Here is a 19279-nt window from a genome sequence, read left to right as displayed (position 1 = left end):
GAAAAGCCCTTTGTATTGATTGAAAGGTAGAAATGTGTGTTTAAGTGGTAAAAATTGGGAAGTAATTAAATCTTGAATTTGTTCTATTGTATTGGAGAACTGTGAAGTGGAATTGTAATAACAATGGTAACACCTTTGTCACTTTCATTATAAGGATCAGTAGCCTCTGTTATGAAAAAATGAGCCTTGCCCGTTTGTTTTTCGAGTAATTCGAGTCTTCTTTTGGTTATTTCGGTACCCATACTTGTTTTAATGGAATCGGTTTTCTCCTGCTCTCCATTGTTATATCCAACACCATTATCTACCACTTTGATAATTAAATTCGAATCCTGTTTTTCAATATTGATATTTACATGTCCGTTTTCAGGTTTAGGAATGAGTCCGTGCCATATTGCATTTTCAACAAATGGCTGAATGATCATGGATGGAATATATATTTTATCAGCCTCTAATTCCGGTGTTACAGTGATAGAATATTCTAATTTGTCGCCAAAACGCACCTTTTCAAACTGGAGATAAAGAGATAATCGTTCAATTTCTTCTTCCAATGTTATATACTTATTTTTTGATGTTTCCAGGTTTAGTCTGATGAGTCTTGCAAATTGAGTGAGATATTTGTTCGCCTCTTTTTTATCGTTTCGAATAATGTATTGTTGAACAGAATTTACTGCATTAAAAATGAAATGAGGGTTCATCATCGATTGTAGAGCTTGTTGTTCTGCAAATGCCAGATCTTCGCTTAATTTTAATTGCACTACAGCCTTTTGTTTTGTTTTGTTAATCCGATATATAATAACGGAAGAAATTAAAATTGCAATAAATACAATGAAAACAGGAACAAACCATTTTTGTGCATAAAAGGGAGCTTCAATAAAAATGTTAATGGAGTTGTTATTAATATGAAGCGAATTGTTTTGTAATAAACGGAATTGCAATTGGTGTGCGCCAGGACTCAAGCCACTCAACTCTAAAACCGATACCGCTGCTGTTTGCCAGTTCCCATTGTCAATAGAATATTCTATAAGTGGAATGGTTGACGCATATTGAATGGCCGAATAATGTATTTTTATAAATCCCTTCTTATATTCGGAAATAATTTTTTCACCATAATTATATTCCCCTTTATCTGAAATTATATTTGTTATATGAAACTTAGGTGCAGCTAAATTAATCTGCTGAATAAAATTATTCCATTTTAATACACCAAAATCCCCAGCAATGGCGAGGGTATTATTTTTAATATGAAAATCTCTGACATCATCAGATGGCAATCCATTTGATGTAGTAAGTGGTATTAATTTTTGAAATCCGTTTCTCCAGATTTTTAATCTGTTTAATCCTGCAGGAGAATTCACCCATAGAGTATCTCCAACCAGTTGCATTTGGCGGGTTAGATTTGTTGTTAAGCCATTTTTTGATTCCGCATGCCATTTCAGGGAATAATCAGTATCGTCAATTGCGTAAATGCCGTATCCATCAGTGGAAATAAGTATTAGATCACTTTTTTCAAAAAAAGCCAGGTCAAGTATACGTTTATCTTTCAGTTCAGGAATACTAATATTTCTTAATGTGTCTTTATAATTAATAATTCCACTTTCTGAAGAGAACCATAAAGCATCTTTGTTATATTGGACACTAAATGATCGTTTGGTAAAAATTTGTTTTTCCAGCCAAATATTGTTTTTGCGGGTGAAAACAGAAACTCCATAAGAATAAGCGGCGGCAAATTCATTTTCATTGAGCACTGACAACGATTTAACAGTTCTTCCCCCAACTCTTACCGGTGGTTTATTTATTTCATTTCTTTTAATATCAAAAAGCCCCTCATCAGAAGCTATTATTAAAGAATTCCCTGCAACATCAAAATCTATAATCCTCGCATACTTATTTAATTCAACAAGATCAAAATTTTGAATGATATTTGTTCCCTTTATAACTGATATATTAGCAAAAGAATTTCCCGCCCAGATATTGTCCTCACCATCAATGTATACACTATTGATCGGCAATAATTTAGCTTCTTCATTTGATAAGATCTCTTGCTTATTAAAAAAATCGGAATAAAATACAAATAACCCATTCGAAATAGTTGAAATCCAGTAGTTCCCTTCAAAATCCTGAGCAATACTATTTACTTTATAGTCGGGAAGCAGAGTAGTTATCATGCCATTATGAAAATATTGTATTCCTTTATTGAGGTCGAAATACCAAAGGTCGTTTTTCGTGTCTACATATAAATTTGTTATTTCGCTTAAAAGCGGATTAAACTTTTCAGGAATAAAAAGGGTGCCAAGTTTATTTGAAACTAATCCTTTGTTAGTTATGTAATAAGAATGTTCGTTGGAATTTGAAACGGAATATGGAAAAGGAAATGGTATGTCGTCAACATTGAGCTTTGCAACATCATTTTCAATGTTAAAACTTTTTCGTTCTTTTCCACAAAGAATAGAAAAATATATCTTATTGTCAATTTCATATAATCTGGATGATATATTACATTCGCCTTCATATTGATAAGGTATGGGTATTATTTTATCATGGTCGATTTTTACTAGATCGAATGGGGAATAAAGGTACAATTCGGAAGATACGGTAAGCAAATAATTCGCTAATGTATATTTATTATTTAATTCGTTTAAAAGATGATCATTGTTTTCATTAAACACTTTGTGATCCTTTAAATAAAAGATCTTTCCATTAAATGTTATTCCCCATATTCGATTTTCTTTATCACCAAATACATGTGTAACTTCTGTATCCGGAAGGCCATCCTCAGTGCTAAATACCTCGAAAGATACTCCATCATATCGTATCAACCCTATCTCGCTTCCTATCCAAATAAAACCATCATCTGCACAAAATAAATTGTAAATGCGCATTGTGGGAAGTCCATTTAGGTAGTTGAACTGTTTACTGTAAAAATTTTGAGCAAAACTCTGGATGGAATAAAAAATAAGAAAAACAATTATTAATCGTTTAGCCATATCATTGTATAAGCAAAGCTTGCATTAATTCCTGGATTTTTCTTCTTGAAACCGGCAATAATACCCCATCGTTCATGATTACACTATTGCCATCCTTTTTTATATATTCTACCACGTGACTCAAATTGATGTGGAACGATTTATGAATTCGGAAAAATCCTTCAGGGAGCTGTGCTTCAAATTCCGACATGGTTTTAGAAGCCACAATTTTACCTCCATTCAACAGATGAAATATGGTATAATTACTATCCGCTTCCATGTAAACAATATCCTTGGCCTGAATAAAATGTATTCCTTCAGAATGCGGAATGGCTATACGATTCAATTTGGTTGGAGCACTGAATTTATTTAATATTTCCTGTATCGACCTTTCATAAGTTTGATTAGCTGAATTCTGCACAGATTGTCGCTCCATAACTTTTGAAACCGCCTGTTTTAATTCTGCTACATCCACGGGTTTTAATAAATAATCAACAGCGGCTTCCCGAAACGCTTTTACTGCATGATCATTATGGGCTGTTACAAAAACCACCTGATATTTATTTATAGGTAGGGAAGATAAAAGGTCAAACCCATTTTCACCCGGCATGGAAATATCCAGAAATATGACATCTATTTTATACTGCGTTAAAAAACTGCGTGCACTTTGAGCGGAATGTACCATTCCTGTAACAAGAACTTCCGGACAATATTCCTGTAAAAGCCAGCTTAATGTTTCACAGGCAGGTAGCTCATCATCTACCAATAGGGCATTGATCTGTTCACTCATATTTTGCACGAACTTGCGCATAATAACAAAAATACATACAATCAATGAGTAAAGGGTATGTGGGGTTGAGTGAAATGAATATTTGAGTTAGTGAGCGGCTACGTTACCACGTATAAAAATCAACTGTTATTGGTGCTGATAATAGATTGGAATAAGTAACCTGTCATTTTTCGTAATAATTAAAATATCATAATTGCCACTTGACAGAAAGGAAGGTATAATTATTTTTTGTTTGTATGACCCGGCTTGATAAATTTTATTTTCTATTAATGAAGTTATTAATTTTCCGGTACGATTATATAAATAAATGGAAAGAGTTTCTTCCTCAAGTAAGGTGTAATCCAGTTGGGCGTTTTCTGTAATAGGATTTGGATATAGTATAAAATTTACACCTGAAATAATATTTCCAATTCCCATCTGATCATTTACTGTTAAAATTGCATGTTCTGATGTGTCTTTACAATCTAAATTATTTATTAAACATCTGAATAATTGATTGTTATTTAATTCATTAATATTAATTACATAAAGTGTATCATCATTTACCCCCATATATTGACCGGCATCAAAAAGATCTGTCCATCCTAATCCAAGATTTGTTTGCCATTGATATTCGGCAGTATCGGCTGCTCCTCCGATAAAAAAGAAAACATCGCTATCGGCAATTGTGTCAATATCCATTGGTTGAACATCAATGGAATCGCAGGATTCCTGCAGTCTGCCAATATATCTTGCCATGGTAAAATATCCCTCTCCACCGGACATGCCGCCACCGGCACAAATAATTTTGCCATCCGGTTGCCAGGCAGCTATATTAAGTTGCTCACTGGTAACACCAGGGATATTGGTTGTAACTATTCCATCATCGTTAAATGAATTATCTAAAAGTCCGTCGGAAGTATATCTTATTAATGCATATTGATAACTAGCTGTTAAAAAGGAACCGGCAGCTACAATTTTTCCATCGGGTTGAATTATCACAGATTCAGCAATATCGTTTCCTGAACCAAGATCTGTCAATCTTAATCCGGTGAAATTAAAACTACTATCAATTGTTCCATCAGTATAATATCTGGCAACTGCAAAATCATATTCAGGAAATTCACCCGAATATCCCGCAGCTACTATTTTCCCATCCGGTTGAATAGCGATAGCATTAATTCTATTCCATTTCTCAAAAAAATCGGAAACAACAACACCGTCTATGCCAAAATCCATATCAAAAATGCCTGCCGTATCTAATCTGAAAAGAACAAAATCATCATCAGTCCCATTATGGGCAAAACCGCCAACCAATATCGTATTTTCTGGTTGAATTACAATAGCATTTGCAGATGCAGTTCCTGCTCCTAAACCAAAGGTCAGTATTCCATCATCATTAAAATCATTATCTAATTCACCATTTTCCAAATAACGCAAAACAGCAAAAGCATGATTTCCCATATCGCCTGAATAACCGGCTGCAACAATTTTTCCATCCGCTTGAATTGCCGCGGAATGTAATAATTGCTCATTAGGGCCAATATCTGTTGTTATAATACCATCGTCACCAAAATCCGGATCCGGGCTGCCGTCCGGAAGATATCTGGCGAGGGCGCAAATGGTTTCTGAACCGATACTATTGAGATAAGTATGGCCAATAGCAACAATTTTCCCATCCTCCTGAAGGGCAAGACTATGGCAGAAATCGTTAAATGGCCCTATGGAAGTTACCATAATTCCCATATCACCAAATGTAGTATCCAATGATCCATTCATATTAAACCGCAGCAGGGCAAAATCAGTAAAAACATCTGTGATAGCACCTCCACCAATAACAATTTTTCCATCGGGCTGTAAAACCATTGAACTGGCACCATTACCTCCCTCAGTGAAGTTAAATATTAAAGTGCCGTCAAAATCAAAAGTTGTATCAAGATCTCCGGCGACCTGGGCAGCAAGATTATTTATAAGAATAAATAAACTAAAACCAAAAAGTAGAGAATATTTTTTCATCCTAAATAGATCATTGGGAGAATTGATAACAAATATACAATTTGCGTGAAATACTGCAAAGGCAAATTCATTTTTTATGCCATAGCCTTCAAAAAAAATGTAACGATATTTAATTAGAAATTATACAATGAAGGATTTCAAAATAATTATTTTACTTTGGAAAATTAATTAAAATTATTCCAGATCAGTGCTCAACTTATAACGGCACACCCTGTTATTCCCTTTATCCACTACGTAAACGGTTTCTCTTAAATAAGCAACTCCCGAAGGATCGATAAAATTAAAGGGTCCGTCGCCAATTCCACCGAATGAAGTTATTATTTGTTTTGTAGAAGTGGAACTTGCGGGAGGATTTACACCTTCATATCCCTTACGCGTAAATTGATACAAAGAATCTGTTCCTGCATCCACAACAAAAATATATCCTGTAAAATCCGCAGCAATATAAATATCTGTCGGATCGATAAATCTATCGGGTTGATATAAAAATCTATCTGCTTTTGTAAAATCAAATACAGTTAATAATGCATTTTCTCCATAAGAAATTCCGGATTCCGGATCGGAAGTTTGTGTTATCCAAAGACATTTATATGGAGCATTTTCGTTGCTTAGAGTTACCATAAATTCCGGTGAATTAGAAATTCCGGATAAACTTTGTGGGGGTGCTGCGAAAGTGGAAATTGCGCTGATATCCCAGGCAGATCTTAAATTTCCGGTTGTAGGAGATAATCCATTAGCATAACCAATATTTTCTCCGTTTTCATTAAAAAACAAAACAGTATTATCAGGACGGGCAATTCCGGAAAGATCGTTTTGAGGACCTTTTCGGGTTACATATAAAGTATTATCAGCTATTGTTGCCAAGCCTGTAAATTCAACTTCTTCATCAGCCTCTCCACGAAACGCGGTGATATTTCTGCTTTCATCACAAAAGGGATGGATGAGTGTGTCTATTACCTGAATATTGCCTGATGCAGTTCCTATAAGATGATAAACTGCAGGAAGATCTTCTAAAATACCATCATTGTCTACATCAATTTCTACTCTTCCGGCTACATAGGTGTGTAATCTTCTGTCTTGCGTAACGTCCGTAGCACCTGGAATAAAATAGGTAAGATAAATGGTTCCGGTTTGATCTAAAATATTTAATCCGTTATCATCTATCACATAGATCATTTCATCATATCCGCAATAAATATCCGTTGGGTTATTAAAATCATTCCAATAGGGCAATATCGGAACATAACCAACTTCATCTTGCACTAGGTCAGGATCTATTGCACCTTCTTCAAAAATTTCATCAGTAACAATATCCTCGCGGTTGCCAAATAAAAAATCGCAACTGCCTGACAAAACAGAAGAAAATAAAATGATAAATATTAAAATATTTTTTTTCATTTAATGTGTATCTGAAACTTTATTTTTTGTTCCGTTTGGTAAAGTATATGCAATGCCGATCTTATTTATCATCCCCAAATTATTTAAATAATTAAAACCGTAATCAAAATTAATTGTTCCGTATCTTCTTTTCAGATAAATACCAAACCCAAAGGCTGGATAAGCAGCATCATCAAGAGCAAAAGTATAACCACTTCGCGCATATAATAATTGTTTCCAGCTATATTCTAATCCCAAACTATAGGTTTCATTATTATCGGTCGGATGATTTAATTGCAAGGCTGTTGTAAGTAAATGGTTTTCATTTTTTATGGCATCCCATGCAAATCCCAATCTAAAAACAGTTGGGACAGAAATTTCAGTAAATGCATCGGCAGTGATGGAATCATTTAAATTTAATACAGGAATTTCACCGCCTGGTTCTGAATTAAATCCGAAATTAGAAATTGCAACGGCAAAACGGGTGTTGGCAATTCCAACATCATACTGAAATCCAAAATCAAATACAAGGTTTTGATTATGAACCGATGCAAGGTCTTCGCGAATATATTTTGTGGTAATTCCGAAACTGAATTGGTCGGTAAGTTCCCTCGCCAGACTAATTCCAATTCCAATATCTGTAGCTCGAAAAGTTTGTCCGTTGCCAAAGGGTAAAAATTCGGTGGTAACATCCATCTCACCCGCATCAAAATATTGAAGACTGACTCCAATCAGGGTATTATCTCCCAACCTATAGGTTATTCCGCCAAAATTCATACTTGTATTTGCAGCGTAATCAGTGTAGGCAATGGCAAAATGCAGTTTGTTGGAATCCAGCCTCGTTATGCCTGCAGGATTCCAATAAAGCGCAGAAACATCATCAACAATGGTGATAAAACTTTCACTAAGTCCCGCAGAACGTGCATCCGGGCCTATTTTTAGAAATTGCCAGCCGGTAGTTGCTGTCCTGCTATCGCCATAGGCCGGCAATATTTGCCCTTTGCCAAACAATGGCAGGCACAAAACAAAAATAAAAAGCGGAAAGCGCATATCAACACAAAGGAAATGAAAAATATGCAGATACCTCAAAACTGCATATCAATAAACCATTATTTTTTTGTTTTGCGAAAAAGAGTCATTATTAAATCGCAGAATATAACATCCCGGTGCAAGGGAATTTCCATTTATGGATTGTACTCCAGACCCATTAATTGCAAACGAATTAATAATTTGCCCAGAGGCATTTATTAATAGAACTTCTGCAGATCCGGCATTATATAAATTATATTTTATCGTGATATTTTTATTTTCTGCCGAATAAAAAATATTCAGGTCAATATTCTTAAATATTTCGGGAACAGCGATATTTCCACATTCCAAAGTTTCATTTAATTCAGTTGTTACGCCCTGAATTAATTCAATGGAATTAATTATTTTAGTATCACAATCCGGGTGACTGATTTCAATATCATAAATGCCACTGGCGTAATATCCGGTTTTATATCTTCCTGAAACATTTGTATTATCAAAGGCTGAAGTTGCGATAATATTTACGGTTGCATCGTAAATATTTGATCCTGTTATCTCATTAGTTATCGTTCCTTCCAAATAACACGCACGTTCATAATTGGGTTGTAAAATAAAAGTAGTTCCGATACGATCGGTTGCGACAATATTTCCTGATTCAAAATAAGGATAAACTCCCCAAACACCACCATAACCTGAGTTTGGACCAAATGGGCTGGTATCGTAATGTGCAACCTCAATTAAATTATCGGGTTTATGTGCATCGTGAATTGTTACTCCTTCGGTATAGTGTGCAGTTACCAGATATCCATTTAAATAATAAACATTATGGGCAACGGTAGAATCGGGATCGCCATGTTTAATTCCATCTAATTTTACAATATCAGTTACGTCTTCCACACTATAACTTTCTATAAAACCATAAGTGATCTCATCTGTTGTAAATAAATATTTTCCATCATCACTTAACCAACAATTATGTGTAGCGGAGGCGCCGGTATTTTGTGTACCTAACAAATAAATATATGTTTTATCACTAACGTCAAGTACTTCGAACCTCCCATCATATATTTCTGCTGCCCATAAAGTATCGTTGCGCACATATCCATCGTGAATATAGGACTCGGTATATGCACCCACATATACCGGATTTTTTGGGTCGGGATTCAAGTCGACAATATAAGCACCTCCATAACCACCTGCTGTTCCAAATCCAAATAAATAACAATATCCGTTTTCATCAATAAAAAGTGTATGAGCCGTTGAAAATGGATGCGTATCGTCACCCTTAAAATAAAAAGTATCAATGGAAAGTGGCAGATCATTCAGATCGATGATCAACATTCCTTCGTCAGCTCCCTCAGTGGATATATATGCGTGGTGATTCCACACTTTTGCTTCACGCCAAATACTTTCTACGCCCGGAATAAAAAATAATTCTTCAGGGGTTTCCGGGGTAGTAATATCTACAATGGAAGTTCCCATTGAGGTGCCGATGATGGCATATTCATTACCTATATCATCGGTGTATCCCCAGCATCCACTCATTTCATAACCTGCAGGATATTCTATTTCTGAAACAACAGATAAGTTATACTGCGCATTTATTTGGATGGTAAATACAAATATGATCAATAAAAATGTTAAAATTCGCAATAGGTAAATCCGCATAACCGCTAATTTATGTAAAAATATTTTACAATTTTGTGATTCTTGTAATAAAAATGTAAAAACAATAAAATGGAAAATATCGTACCTGCAGAAATTGAGAAATACATAACGGAGCATTCGTCGACTGAAACAAAAAATTTAGCTGATCTCAATAGAGAAACATTTGTAAAGGTTATGATGCCACAGATGTTGAGTGGACAAGTGCAGGGGAAATTCCTGGAATTTATTTCGAGGATGATAAACCCGGAATATATATTGGAGATCGGTACGTATACCGGTTACAGCGCAATATGTCTTGCCAAAGGATTAAAATCTGCCGGAAAACTGATCACCCTTGACATCAATGAGGAACTCACACCAATGGTTAAAAAATATATCGCCCTGGAAAAATTGGAGGATAAAATAGAAGTTTTAACGGGAAATGCAATACAAATAATTCCGACTTTAACACAACAATTCGACTTGGTATTTATAGATGCGGATAAAAATAATTACGCCAATTATTTTGATCTGGTAATTGAAAAAGTACGCCCGGGTGGTTGGATCTTGGCAGATAATGTTTTGTGGAGTGGAAAGATAATAGCCCAAAATATGGACAAGGATACTCTGGCTATTGATTCCTACAATAAAAAAATTCAGCAGGATCCAAGAGTGGAAAATGTGATCATTTCTATCCGTGATGGCATCAGTATTGCCCGAAAAATTGGATAAATAACATATTATTGCGGATAATATTAGTTGAGCCTCAACCGTTTAGAGGGGTAATTTTGATTGTGATAATCCGCAATTCAAAATACGGTATGAAAAAGGTCTGCACAACATTTTTTATCCTGCTTACTTACATAACACTTTCTGCAGGGCAACCCAGTCAGGCGGTATTGGATTATATCGACCAATACAAGGCCATTGCTGTTGCAGAAATGGTGGAATATAAAATTCCTGCAAGCATCACAATGGCGCAGGGAATTCTCGAAAGCGGCGCCGGACAAAGCGAACTCGCGAAAAAATCTAATAACCATTTCGGAATAAAATGCCATACCGATTGGAAAGGGGAGAAAGTTTATTACGATGACGATGCAAAGGATGAATGTTTCAGAAAATACGATCATGTGGAAGATTCTTACCGCGACCATTCTGAGTTTTTATCTTCCAAAACACGATATGCCGAATTATTTGAATTGGATGCCGATGATTATAAAGGATGGGCAAAGGGATTAAAAGCTGCAGGTTATGCAACAAATCCGAAGTATGCCGATCTTTTAATAAATCTGATTGAAGAATATGATCTGCATGCATTAGATAAAATGTCGTTGGCGGAAGCAAAAAAACACAACAAAAAAACAGAGGAAAAAGAAGTAAAAGAAAAGGAAGATCCTGTTGTAAAAAATACAGAAACAAAAAAAGAGAAGAATTTTACCTGGGGTGGATATAATGAAGATGTTTTTTATTTCAATCGCATTCCCACCGTTACCATTCAAGCCGGAGATTCGCCGGAGAAACTAGCGGAAAAACACCATAAAAAATTATCCTTATTAAAAGATTATAATGATATTGAAAATGGTGGAACGTTAACACCAGGAACCAAATTTTACCTTCAACCCAAACGCAAAAAAGGAGATACCAAATTTCACACTGTAAAAGAAGGTGAAACCATGTGGACCATTTCCAGAGATGAGGGAGTGCGTATGGAACAATTGTATAAATACAATAAAATGCAAAGCGGCGAAGAACCTGCAGTGGGCGAACAAATTAATTTAAGAGATAAAAGGAAGGATGATGTTAAATTAAAAAAGGAGAAAGGAGAGAGGAGAGAGGAGAAGCCCTCCTCAGCTAAAGCTTCGGAGGACGAGGAGAAAAAAGAAGAGAGGAGTAAGGAGAAAGTACCGATTGAAAAGGAGCATGTAGATGAAAATAATGATGGGTTTATGGATCTTGATGAGGAGATAGTTGCACCAGAAATAAATAATACTCCACCCGGAGCACAGGGCGAACAAGTAATTAAAAAAGAAGAACTATATACACCTTCTGTAAATGATCTTAAAGTGGCTATAACTCATACTGTGGCTGCTAAAGAGACGCTTTACGGACTGTCAAAAATATATGGAGTAACAGTAACACAAATTCAGGAATGGAATGGTTTAAAAGATAATACCATCAGCATAGGACAAAAATTGATCGTTGGATATAAATAATAAATAATTTGCAAATACATGACCTTCAATTTGAGCCATACATTTCTTCTGAAAAAATACAGGAACGAATAATACAATTAGGTAAAGAGCTCAATAATAACTTTGCCGAAAAGGATCCAATTTTTATTATAGTTTTAAACGGCGCCTTTATTTTTGCCGCAGATCTTATCCGCATATTTAATGGCAACTGCGAAACAATTTTTACCCGAATAAAATCCTATACCGGTACTATATCAGGCGAAATTCAAACCTTTAATGGAATTAACCACAATGTTAAAAACAGGCATATCATTTTTGTTGAAGATATTATCGATACCGGAAAAACCATCTTTCATCTCCACCAGGAAATAGAAAAATTAGAACCCGCTTCCGTAACCACCATCACTCTACTACAAAAAAATATCCTGCGCCCAAACTTAATTAAAGCCGACCTCATCGGTTTTGAAATTCCCGATGTATTTGTGGTTGGATATGGTTTGGATTATGAAGAAAAGGGGAGGAATTTGGATGGGATTTGGAAGGTGAGGGCGTGAAACAAGTACAGTTAGAGCGTACTTTTAATTTGTCACTAGTCAGGAGTCAATAGTCATTAGTCAGGAGAAAAATCATGGGCTAACTAGGAGCATTCTGACTACTCCATACTCACCACTCACTCATTGTCTCGAGTCATTAGTTATGTGAAGTCAAATTCGGCTATCGAGAATCTACTCATAATTCACTTGCCCGTCGTAAATTGATAATGAAAATCGGAATACTTTATATCAGGTCAAAAGTTTAAGCATTACTTACATTCAATAATTATGTAATTCGATAAAATGATTATAATTAACATTATTTGGACTTACCTTAAAAATAATAGGATATTTATTTTGAGTAAATTTATAAGCCTGTTCTCTAATATAAAATAAGGTAAAGTCGATATTTTTTGAATTTACCATATTGCTAACATTCATCATTTTTAAGGAAAAGTTCAAGGAATCTCCACTTTTTAGTAAAATGAGATTTAAATCTATATGCGCATTTATTAATACTGGGTTATTGTCAGCATAATATGAAACTATGGAGTCTCCAATTTTTCTTACTCCTATCGAAAAATGAACCGTATCAATTAGTAAAACATCCTTTGAGTTATTTTTAACATTAATTTCTAAGGTTCGCTCTGGCGAAAGTGTTAAATAAAATGCGATCGAATCTACATTAGCTGCAAAATTTAAAGTGTCATTTTTTACTATTTTATTGGAATTTGCCATTCCGTTTAAAAATGTACACAAAATAATTATGAACAAATAATATTTTCTCATAAATTAATTATAAATTATTCTCCAGAGCAAGCGTCCTGCGTGATTCATTGGTTTAAAAACCCGTTCTCAAAAGTTTCAATCAGAAAATTAAACTAATCGGCTATCTGTGATCAAACTCATTACTCATTACTCATTTCTCATTTCTCATTTGGTGCATCGCGATTTAAAGCCCAACTCGAAGCATCCTCACCACTCACTACTCACCCCTCACCTTCCTCAAATACTCCACCCCCTCCGCACTCAACTCTTTCGTCCGCAATCCTTCCGCATACATATAAGCTACATGCGTGCAATCGGGTTGAAGATTAAATTCCATGGTGATGGTATTTTTATCGCCGGTGGTAACATCGTCACTTAAAATAAAAATGATCTGGCCGTCGTAATTGCATTTATATAATGGGGTGTCTTTAACCGTAATAAATTTTCCGAATTTTTTTATTTCATTTTTATCGGTGATCTCCACTATTTTGTTTGGAATGGAATCGTTGTAGAATACAATTTGTAAACTTTCAGTATTTTTCGAAAGTTCAGTAATTTCTGTAACTTTTTCGCAACGCAGAAACATTACGACAAAAAATACCAGAGCTGATCCTAATATGATGTTAAATAATTTCATAATTATTATATAAAGTTATAAAATATATGTAATTTAACAAACTGTTTACTATATTTAATTCGGATGATGATGAAAAATTTAACTATTTACCTGCTTTGTATCTCTGTAACACTGCTGTTTAATTGCAGTTCGCAAAATAAACCTAATCCTAATGCGCAAAAGATTACCTTGCCTAAACAACCGGAAGTTGTAGCGCAAGATCTGGAGGTTCCATGGGGAATGGACTTTTTGCCCGACGGCAGGTTGATCTTTAACGAACGTCCGGGCCGTATTTCGGTAGCGGATCTTAAAACAAAGGAAGTTAAATTGTTGTTAACCCGCGATATCAGTGCAAAAGCAGAAGGCGGTTTATTGGGTTTGGCCGTGGATCCCGATTTTGAAAAAAATCATTATATTTTTATTTATGAAACCATGGTATCAGGAAACCGAATAGTGCGTTTAATATTTGAAAATGAAATATTAACAGAAAATAAAATATTGTTAGATTCTATTCCCAAAAAGTTTTTTCACGACGGTGGAATATTGCGTTTTGGTCCCGATGGATTTTTATATGTTGGAACGGGTGATGCACGAGATCCGAATTCAGCACAGGATCTTACAAGTAATGCAGGTAAAATTCTGCGAATGGATAGAGATGGAAATATTCCTGCCGATAATCCGTTTAAAAATTATATCTGGAGTTATGGTCATCGCAATGTGCAGGGTTTATGCTGGACATCCGATGGAACCATGTTTGCAACCGAACACGGACCAAGCGGTGAATTAAACGGCTGGTGTTGTCACGATGAAGTAAATGTAATTGTTAAAGGAAATAATTACGGTTGGCCAAAAGTGATAGGAGATGATATAGCAACTGGAACAATTCTCCCCTTTGCACACAGCGGTGAAGATACCTGGGCTCCCGGCGGAATTATTTATGTGGATGATTTTAATGAACAGAACAAAGAAATTGGCAGTATAATTTTTGCCTGCTTAAAAGGAGAAAGATTGGTTCAATTTGATATAAATAAAAATCAAACTATAACTTCTCCAATTAATAAAGATGAAAAACAATTATTCCCACAAATTTATGGCCGTTTAAGAAATATTATTCTTGCACCTGATGGAAGTATTGTTTTTAGCACGAGCAATGAAGATGGGAGAGGGAATGCGGAGAAGAATGATGATCGGATTATGATAATGTACCAATGAAAAAAGATGTACCAATGTACCGATGAACAGCCGGCCTAGATTATACATCAAATTACCAGGCGACCAAGTTAATCTATGATAACACGAACATTCATTAATAATTAGCAAATTAGCTGTGCCTGCTTCGCATGGGCACAAATTAGCAAATGGAACAGCCAGGAAAAATTGAGAATTGAAAATTGAGAATTGAAAATGGAACAGCCGGAAATAATTGAGAATTGAGAATTGAGAATTGAGAATGGAACAGCCGGAAATAACAGACGACCAAAATATTTTATGACAATATGAACATCTGAAAATGATTAGCCAATTAGCAAATTGAACAGCCGGCTCCGATTAAAGATCAAATTACACGTTTACCAAATTAAGAATTGAACACCCGGGCGTCGATCAATTACCAAATTACCAGACTACCAAATTAATAAATCTTTTTAAATCCGCCCAATCCGCGTCATCAGAGTTCCCTCTTTTCATTCCTTCATTCTTTCCCTACTTTCCAACATACAATATCTCTTTTCGAAAAACTTTGTAATAATCTTTTTCCAAACCACTTTTAGAAACGAGGTCGACTTTGTGGCCTAGGAGTTTTTCGAGTTCGTCGCCGAGATCTACAATTTCGAGACCGATTGGTTTTTTGAAATCTACTATGATATCAATTTCACTGCCTGAATGGAATTCTTCGGTTACCGATTCACCAAATAAACCAATACTGCTTACTCCGTACTTGGAGGCGAGATATTGTTTATTTTTCAGCAATGTTTCCATAATCTTTTCCAGTAAAGTCATATGCCAAAGGTAAGTTTAATAATATAAAGGAATTAATCCTGATAAAGGTTCAGTGTGTATATACGTATAATTGAGTGGTCGGGATCAAGGCAAATCCGCGTAAGCCTGTTATCTTTGCATTTTTTATAATCAGCAGATCGATGACAAACATAATATTATTCGGCCCTCCGGGTAGTGGCAAAGGCACTCAGGCAGAGAAGTTAAAGGAACATTTTAACTTATTGCATATCTCCACAGGCGACCTGCTTCGCAATCAGATCCGCGAAGGTACAACCCTGGGAATGGAGGCAAAAAAGTTCATGGATGAGGGCAAACTGGTTCCGGATGGAGTGGTGATAGGTATGTTGGGAGGAGCTGTGGAAGAGGCAAAAAGCAAACAAAAACAAGGAATTATTTTCGATGGTTTTCCAAGAACTAAAGCCCAGGCAGTAGCGTTGGACAACATGTTACTCGACAAAGGAACCAGTGTAAGCTGTGTTTTAAGTCTGGTTGTGGAGGAGGAAGAACTTACTCAACGCATTCTAAACAGAGGGCTTACAAGCGGTAGAACTGATGATATGGACGTGGATACCATTCGCAAGCGCGTTCAGGAATATCGTCTCAAAACTGAACCCGTAGCGGAATATTATAAAGATCAGGATCTTTTAATGGAGATTGAAGGAGTCGGTAGCATTGATACAATTTTTAACGCTTTGAAAGCCGCAGTAAATACCGTGGCATCAAAACATTCAGATAGCTAAATAAGAGGGAAACAGCAGGGAAACCTGCTCAAAAATGGAAAAACAAAATTTTGTTGACTACGTAAAAATTCATTGCAAAAGTGGCAATGGTGGTGCGGGATCTGTGCACTTTCACCGGGATAAAAACACCATGAATGGTGGACCTGATGGTGGTGATGGAGGAAGGGGAGGTCATATTATATTAAAGGGAAATGCTCAGTTATGGACCCTTTTACATTTAAAATACCGCAAACACATCATTGCAAAGGCCGGAGATTACGGAGTAGGGCAATTGCGCACAGGTAAGGAGGGTGAAGATATTATTCTTGAAGTGCCTCTCGGAACCGTCGCCAAAGATTTTGAAACCGGTGCCATTGAAGCTGAAATTGTGGATGATGGACAGGAAATCGTTTGGATACCCGGAGGAAGAGGTGGTTTGGGAAACAATAATTTTAAATCCCCCACAAAACAAACACCCAGATATGCCCAACCTGGTGAGCCAGGAATCGAATCATGGAAAATTCTTGAATTAAAAGTATTGGCAGATGTTGGCTTGGTGGGTTTTCCAAATGCCGGAAAATCTACTCTCTTATCTGTTTTATCCGCTGCAAAACCCGAAATTGCCGATTATGCATTCACCACCCTGGTGCCGAATTTAGGTATCGTTTCCTATCGCGATCATAAATCTTTTATTATGGCCGATATTCCGGGAATAATTGAAGGTGCAAGTGAAGGAAAAGGTTTGGGAATTCGATTTTTAAAACATATTGAAAGAAATTCAGCTTTACTTTTTCTCATTAGTTGTGAGGATAAGGATATTAAAACAACCTATAAAATTCTGCTCAGCGAATTAAAAAAATACAACAAAGAATTATTGTCGAAAAAAATAATTCTCGCCATTACAAAATGCGACCTAATTGATGCCGAGTTAGAAAAAATGCTAAAAAAAGAATTACCCAAAAAACTCGAACCGATATTTATTTCCTCCCACACAGGAAAGAATTTGGATAAGTTGAAGGATGTTATTTGGAAAGAACTTAATGGGTAATGAAGATTCGAAGGGAGAAGATTCGAAGGGAGAAGGGGAAGGTTCTAAGGAATAAAAAAGGAAGGAAGGTGATGTAAGGGCTTTGAAGGGGGTTATTCTATGGATTGATAATTTTATTCCTTCAGGAAAGTAGAATGTCACATGAAGAAATAAGAATATGATGCGAGTACGGCTAAACTCATTACTCATAACTCATTACTCATTCGATAAGTAATGAGTAATGAGTGGGATCATCGTTGGATTGATAATTTCAGTCCTTCAGTAAAGTAAAATGTAACAATTAGAAATAAGAGTATGATGCGAGCAGGGCTAAACTCATCACTCATTACTCATAACTCATTCAGGAAAGTAAAATGTAAAAATTAGAAAACAATGTTTGATGTGTGAAGGAGTAAGCTCACCACTCACTACTCACCATTCACTAAATGAGTTATGAGTAATGAGTAATGAGTGGGTTAATCGTTGGATGGAAATTTTTAGTCGTACAGGAAAGTAAAATGTAACATGAAGAAATAAAAGTATGATGCGAGCAGTGATAAACTCATTACTCATAACTCATTACTCATCGAACGAAATCGCCCATGCAAAAATATTCCTCCAAAAACTGGCTCCTCCTCATCGTTCTCAGCATGATCTGGGGATTTTCTTTCATATTTATGAAGTATGGGCTTAAAACATTTTCCTGGGATCAGGTCGCAGCAATTCGTATTTCTTTTTCCTTTATCGCAACACTGCCTTTTATTTTTATCCACTACAAAAAAATAAAAAGAAGTGAAATAAAATATTATTGTATGGTAGGATTTTTCGGAAGCGGACTACCTGCCTTTTGTTTTACATTTTCACAAACACATATTGAAAGTGGAATTACCGGTGTATTAAATTCTTTGACACCTGTATTTACTTTCGTGCTTGGCGTTTTGCTTTTCGGAATGAGATTCGAAAAAAATAAATTATTGGGTTTAATTATAGCATTGGTAGGTGCTGTTGTTTTAGTTGTATTTGATCATTCTGCAAGCGGACAAAGTAACTTATTATACGCTTTACCCATATTTGCTGCAACCATAAGTTATGCAACAAGTGCCAATCTGGTAAAACGTTATTTGCAAACTGCACATCCATTGGTTTTGGGTGCAGTAGGATTTTCATTTATTGGAATTCCTGCAATTATTTATTTATTCAGCACCGGTTTTATGTCGCACGCCGATGATGAATTTTTCCGTATCAGTTTATCCAGCATTCTCGCACTCTCCTTTTTCGGAACCGTGATCGCATCTATTGGATATTATGCATTAGTGCAACGCACAGACGCTATTTTTGGATCACTCGTTACCTACCTTATTCCCGTTGTCGCTATCATAATAGGATTTTTAGATGGGGAGAAATTATTTTTCCATCACTTGATCGGGATGTTGTTTATTTTGTTGGGGATCTATGTTTTGAATTATTCGGGGAGAAAGAAAATTCAGAACAATGAAGTTGATATTAATAAAGCGAGTGAAGGCTGAAAAGTGTAACCTAAAAATATAGGGTAATAAGGGAAGATATTATACACTATTCGAAAAAGTATGGTTTATTTACAAACTCATTTTCGAAACGCTATAACT

Annotated in this window: 16 protein-coding genes; 7 read left to right on the top strand and 9 right to left on the bottom strand. The window is 35.6% G+C overall.

Features of this window, described 5'->3' with window-relative positions; all coding sequences use genetic code 11:
• Nucleotides 1–83: 83 nt before the first annotated feature.
• The 6 genes from IPI31_02445 to IPI31_02420 all read right to left on the bottom strand — a co-directional run bounded on the left by IPI31_02445 (nt 84) and on the right by IPI31_02420 (nt 9822).
• Nucleotides 84–2984: a histidine kinase gene (locus IPI31_02445; protein ID MBK7566662.1), complete on the bottom strand. Its 2901-nt coding sequence runs from the start codon at nt 2982–2984 to the stop codon at nt 84–86.
• Between the two features lies 1 nt (nt 2985).
• On the bottom strand, nt 2986–3774 hold the full coding sequence (locus tag IPI31_02440; protein ID MBK7566661.1) for a response regulator transcription factor: 789 nt from the start codon (nt 3772–3774) through the stop codon (nt 2986–2988).
• A 105-nt stretch (nt 3775–3879) separates the two neighbouring features.
• On the bottom strand, nt 3880–5748 hold the full coding sequence (locus IPI31_02435) for a hypothetical protein (protein MBK7566660.1): 1869 nt from the start codon (nt 5746–5748) through the stop codon (nt 3880–3882).
• A 174-nt stretch (nt 5749–5922) separates the two neighbouring features.
• Nucleotides 5923–7146, bottom strand: a complete 1224-nt coding sequence (locus tag IPI31_02430; protein MBK7566659.1) for a hypothetical protein — start codon at nt 7144–7146, stop codon at nt 5923–5925.
• Nucleotides 7147–8175 (bottom strand): PorV/PorQ family protein, encoded by a 1029-nt coding sequence (locus IPI31_02425; GenBank protein MBK7566658.1) that lies wholly within the window; start codon nt 8173–8175, stop codon nt 7147–7149.
• A 48-nt stretch (nt 8176–8223) separates the two neighbouring features.
• Nucleotides 8224–9822, bottom strand: coding sequence for a choice-of-anchor B family protein (locus IPI31_02420; GenBank protein MBK7566657.1), 1599 nt, complete (start codon nt 9820–9822; stop codon nt 8224–8226).
• A gap of 69 nt (nt 9823–9891) precedes the next feature.
• Between IPI31_02420 and IPI31_02415 the strand changes: the two genes are divergently transcribed.
• From IPI31_02415 to hpt, 3 genes are all read left to right on the top strand, one after another.
• Entirely contained in the window at nt 9892–10533 is a 642-nt protein-coding gene (locus IPI31_02415; protein ID MBK7566656.1) for a class I SAM-dependent methyltransferase, read from the top strand.
• 89 nt (nt 10534–10622) lie between these two features.
• Nucleotides 10623–12014 (top strand): LysM peptidoglycan-binding domain-containing protein, encoded by a 1392-nt coding sequence (locus IPI31_02410; GenBank protein ID MBK7566655.1) that lies wholly within the window; start codon nt 10623–10625, stop codon nt 12012–12014.
• An 8-nt stretch (nt 12015–12022) separates the two neighbouring features.
• Nucleotides 12023–12547 carry a hypoxanthine phosphoribosyltransferase gene (gene hpt / locus IPI31_02405; protein ID MBK7566654.1) on the top strand — a complete coding sequence of 175 codons (525 nt, stop codon included), beginning with the start codon at nt 12023–12025 and terminating at the stop codon, nt 12545–12547.
• A 258-nt stretch (nt 12548–12805) separates the two neighbouring features.
• On the opposite strand, the gene IPI31_02400 is transcribed toward hpt, so the two are convergent.
• Both IPI31_02400 and IPI31_02395 read right to left on the bottom strand, forming a co-directional pair.
• Nucleotides 12806–13315, bottom strand: coding sequence for a hypothetical protein (locus tag IPI31_02400; protein ID MBK7566653.1), 510 nt, complete (start codon nt 13313–13315; stop codon nt 12806–12808).
• Nucleotides 13316–13511: 196 nt separating this feature from the next.
• Entirely contained in the window at nt 13512–13931 is a 420-nt protein-coding gene (locus tag IPI31_02395; protein MBK7566652.1) for a hypothetical protein, read from the bottom strand.
• Between the two features lie 69 nt (nt 13932–14000).
• Between IPI31_02395 and IPI31_02390 the strand changes: the two genes are divergently transcribed.
• Nucleotides 14001–15122, top strand: a complete 1122-nt coding sequence (locus tag IPI31_02390) for a PQQ-dependent sugar dehydrogenase (protein ID MBK7566651.1) — start codon at nt 14001–14003, stop codon at nt 15120–15122.
• Between the two features lie 489 nt (nt 15123–15611).
• Here IPI31_02390 and IPI31_02385 read toward each other — a convergent pair whose 3' ends face one another.
• Entirely contained in the window at nt 15612–15908 is a 297-nt protein-coding gene (locus tag IPI31_02385) for a nucleotidyltransferase domain-containing protein (protein MBK7566650.1), read from the bottom strand.
• 140 nt (nt 15909–16048) lie between these two features.
• Here IPI31_02385 and IPI31_02380 point away from each other — a divergent pair, with 140 nt between their 5' ends.
• The 3 genes from IPI31_02380 to IPI31_02370 all read left to right on the top strand — a co-directional run bounded on the left by IPI31_02380 (nt 16049) and on the right by IPI31_02370 (nt 19180).
• A complete protein-coding gene (locus IPI31_02380) occupies nt 16049–16648 on the top strand; it encodes an adenylate kinase (protein ID MBK7566649.1) in 600 nt (199 codons plus the stop codon).
• A 34-nt stretch (nt 16649–16682) separates the two neighbouring features.
• A complete protein-coding gene (obgE, locus tag IPI31_02375; GenBank protein ID MBK7566648.1) occupies nt 16683–17675 on the top strand; it encodes a GTPase ObgE in 993 nt (330 codons plus the stop codon).
• A gap of 581 nt (nt 17676–18256) precedes the next feature.
• Nucleotides 18257–19180 (top strand): DMT family transporter, encoded by a 924-nt coding sequence (locus IPI31_02370; protein MBK7566647.1) that lies wholly within the window; start codon nt 18257–18259, stop codon nt 19178–19180.
• The last annotated feature ends 99 nt before the right edge of the window (nt 19181–19279 follow it).

The organism is Bacteroidota bacterium, from assembly GCA_016706865.1.
In the GTDB taxonomy this organism is placed as follows: Bacteria; Bacteroidota; Bacteroidia; order Chitinophagales; family BACL12; genus UBA7236.
Note: the sequence above shows the minus strand (reverse complement) of the source record. Positions and strands in the feature narration are given on the sequence as shown.

Coding starts and splice junctions, on each gene's coding strand:
- IPI31_02445 (MBK7566662.1), bottom strand. CDS start 2,984: ATGGCTAAACGATTAATAATTGTTTTTCTTATTTTTTATTCCATCCAG.
- IPI31_02440 (MBK7566661.1), bottom strand. CDS start 3,774: ATGCGCAAGTTCGTGCAAAATATGAGTGAACAGATCAATGCCCTATTG.
- IPI31_02435 (MBK7566660.1), bottom strand. CDS start 5,748: ATGAAAAAATATTCTCTACTTTTTGGTTTTAGTTTATTTATTCTTATA.
- IPI31_02430 (MBK7566659.1), bottom strand. CDS start 7,146: ATGAAAAAAAATATTTTAATATTTATCATTTTATTTTCTTCTGTTTTG.
- IPI31_02425 (MBK7566658.1), bottom strand. CDS start 8,175: ATGCGCTTTCCGCTTTTTATTTTTGTTTTGTGCCTGCCATTGTTTGGC.
- IPI31_02420 (MBK7566657.1), bottom strand. CDS start 9,822: ATGCGGATTTACCTATTGCGAATTTTAACATTTTTATTGATCATATTT.
- IPI31_02415 (MBK7566656.1), top strand. CDS start 9,892: ATGGAAAATATCGTACCTGCAGAAATTGAGAAATACATAACGGAGCAT.
- IPI31_02410 (MBK7566655.1), top strand. CDS start 10,623: ATGAAAAAGGTCTGCACAACATTTTTTATCCTGCTTACTTACATAACA.
- IPI31_02400 (MBK7566653.1), bottom strand. CDS start 13,315: ATGAGAAAATATTATTTGTTCATAATTATTTTGTGTACATTTTTAAAC.
- IPI31_02395 (MBK7566652.1), bottom strand. CDS start 13,931: ATGAAATTATTTAACATCATATTAGGATCAGCTCTGGTATTTTTTGTC.
- IPI31_02390 (MBK7566651.1), top strand. CDS start 14,001: ATGAAAAATTTAACTATTTACCTGCTTTGTATCTCTGTAACACTGCTG.
- IPI31_02385 (MBK7566650.1), bottom strand. CDS start 15,908: ATGACTTTACTGGAAAAGATTATGGAAACATTGCTGAAAAATAAACAA.
- IPI31_02380 (MBK7566649.1), top strand. CDS start 16,049: ATGACAAACATAATATTATTCGGCCCTCCGGGTAGTGGCAAAGGCACT.
- obgE (MBK7566648.1), top strand. CDS start 16,683: ATGGAAAAACAAAATTTTGTTGACTACGTAAAAATTCATTGCAAAAGT.
- IPI31_02370 (MBK7566647.1), top strand. CDS start 18,257: ATGCAAAAATATTCCTCCAAAAACTGGCTCCTCCTCATCGTTCTCAGC.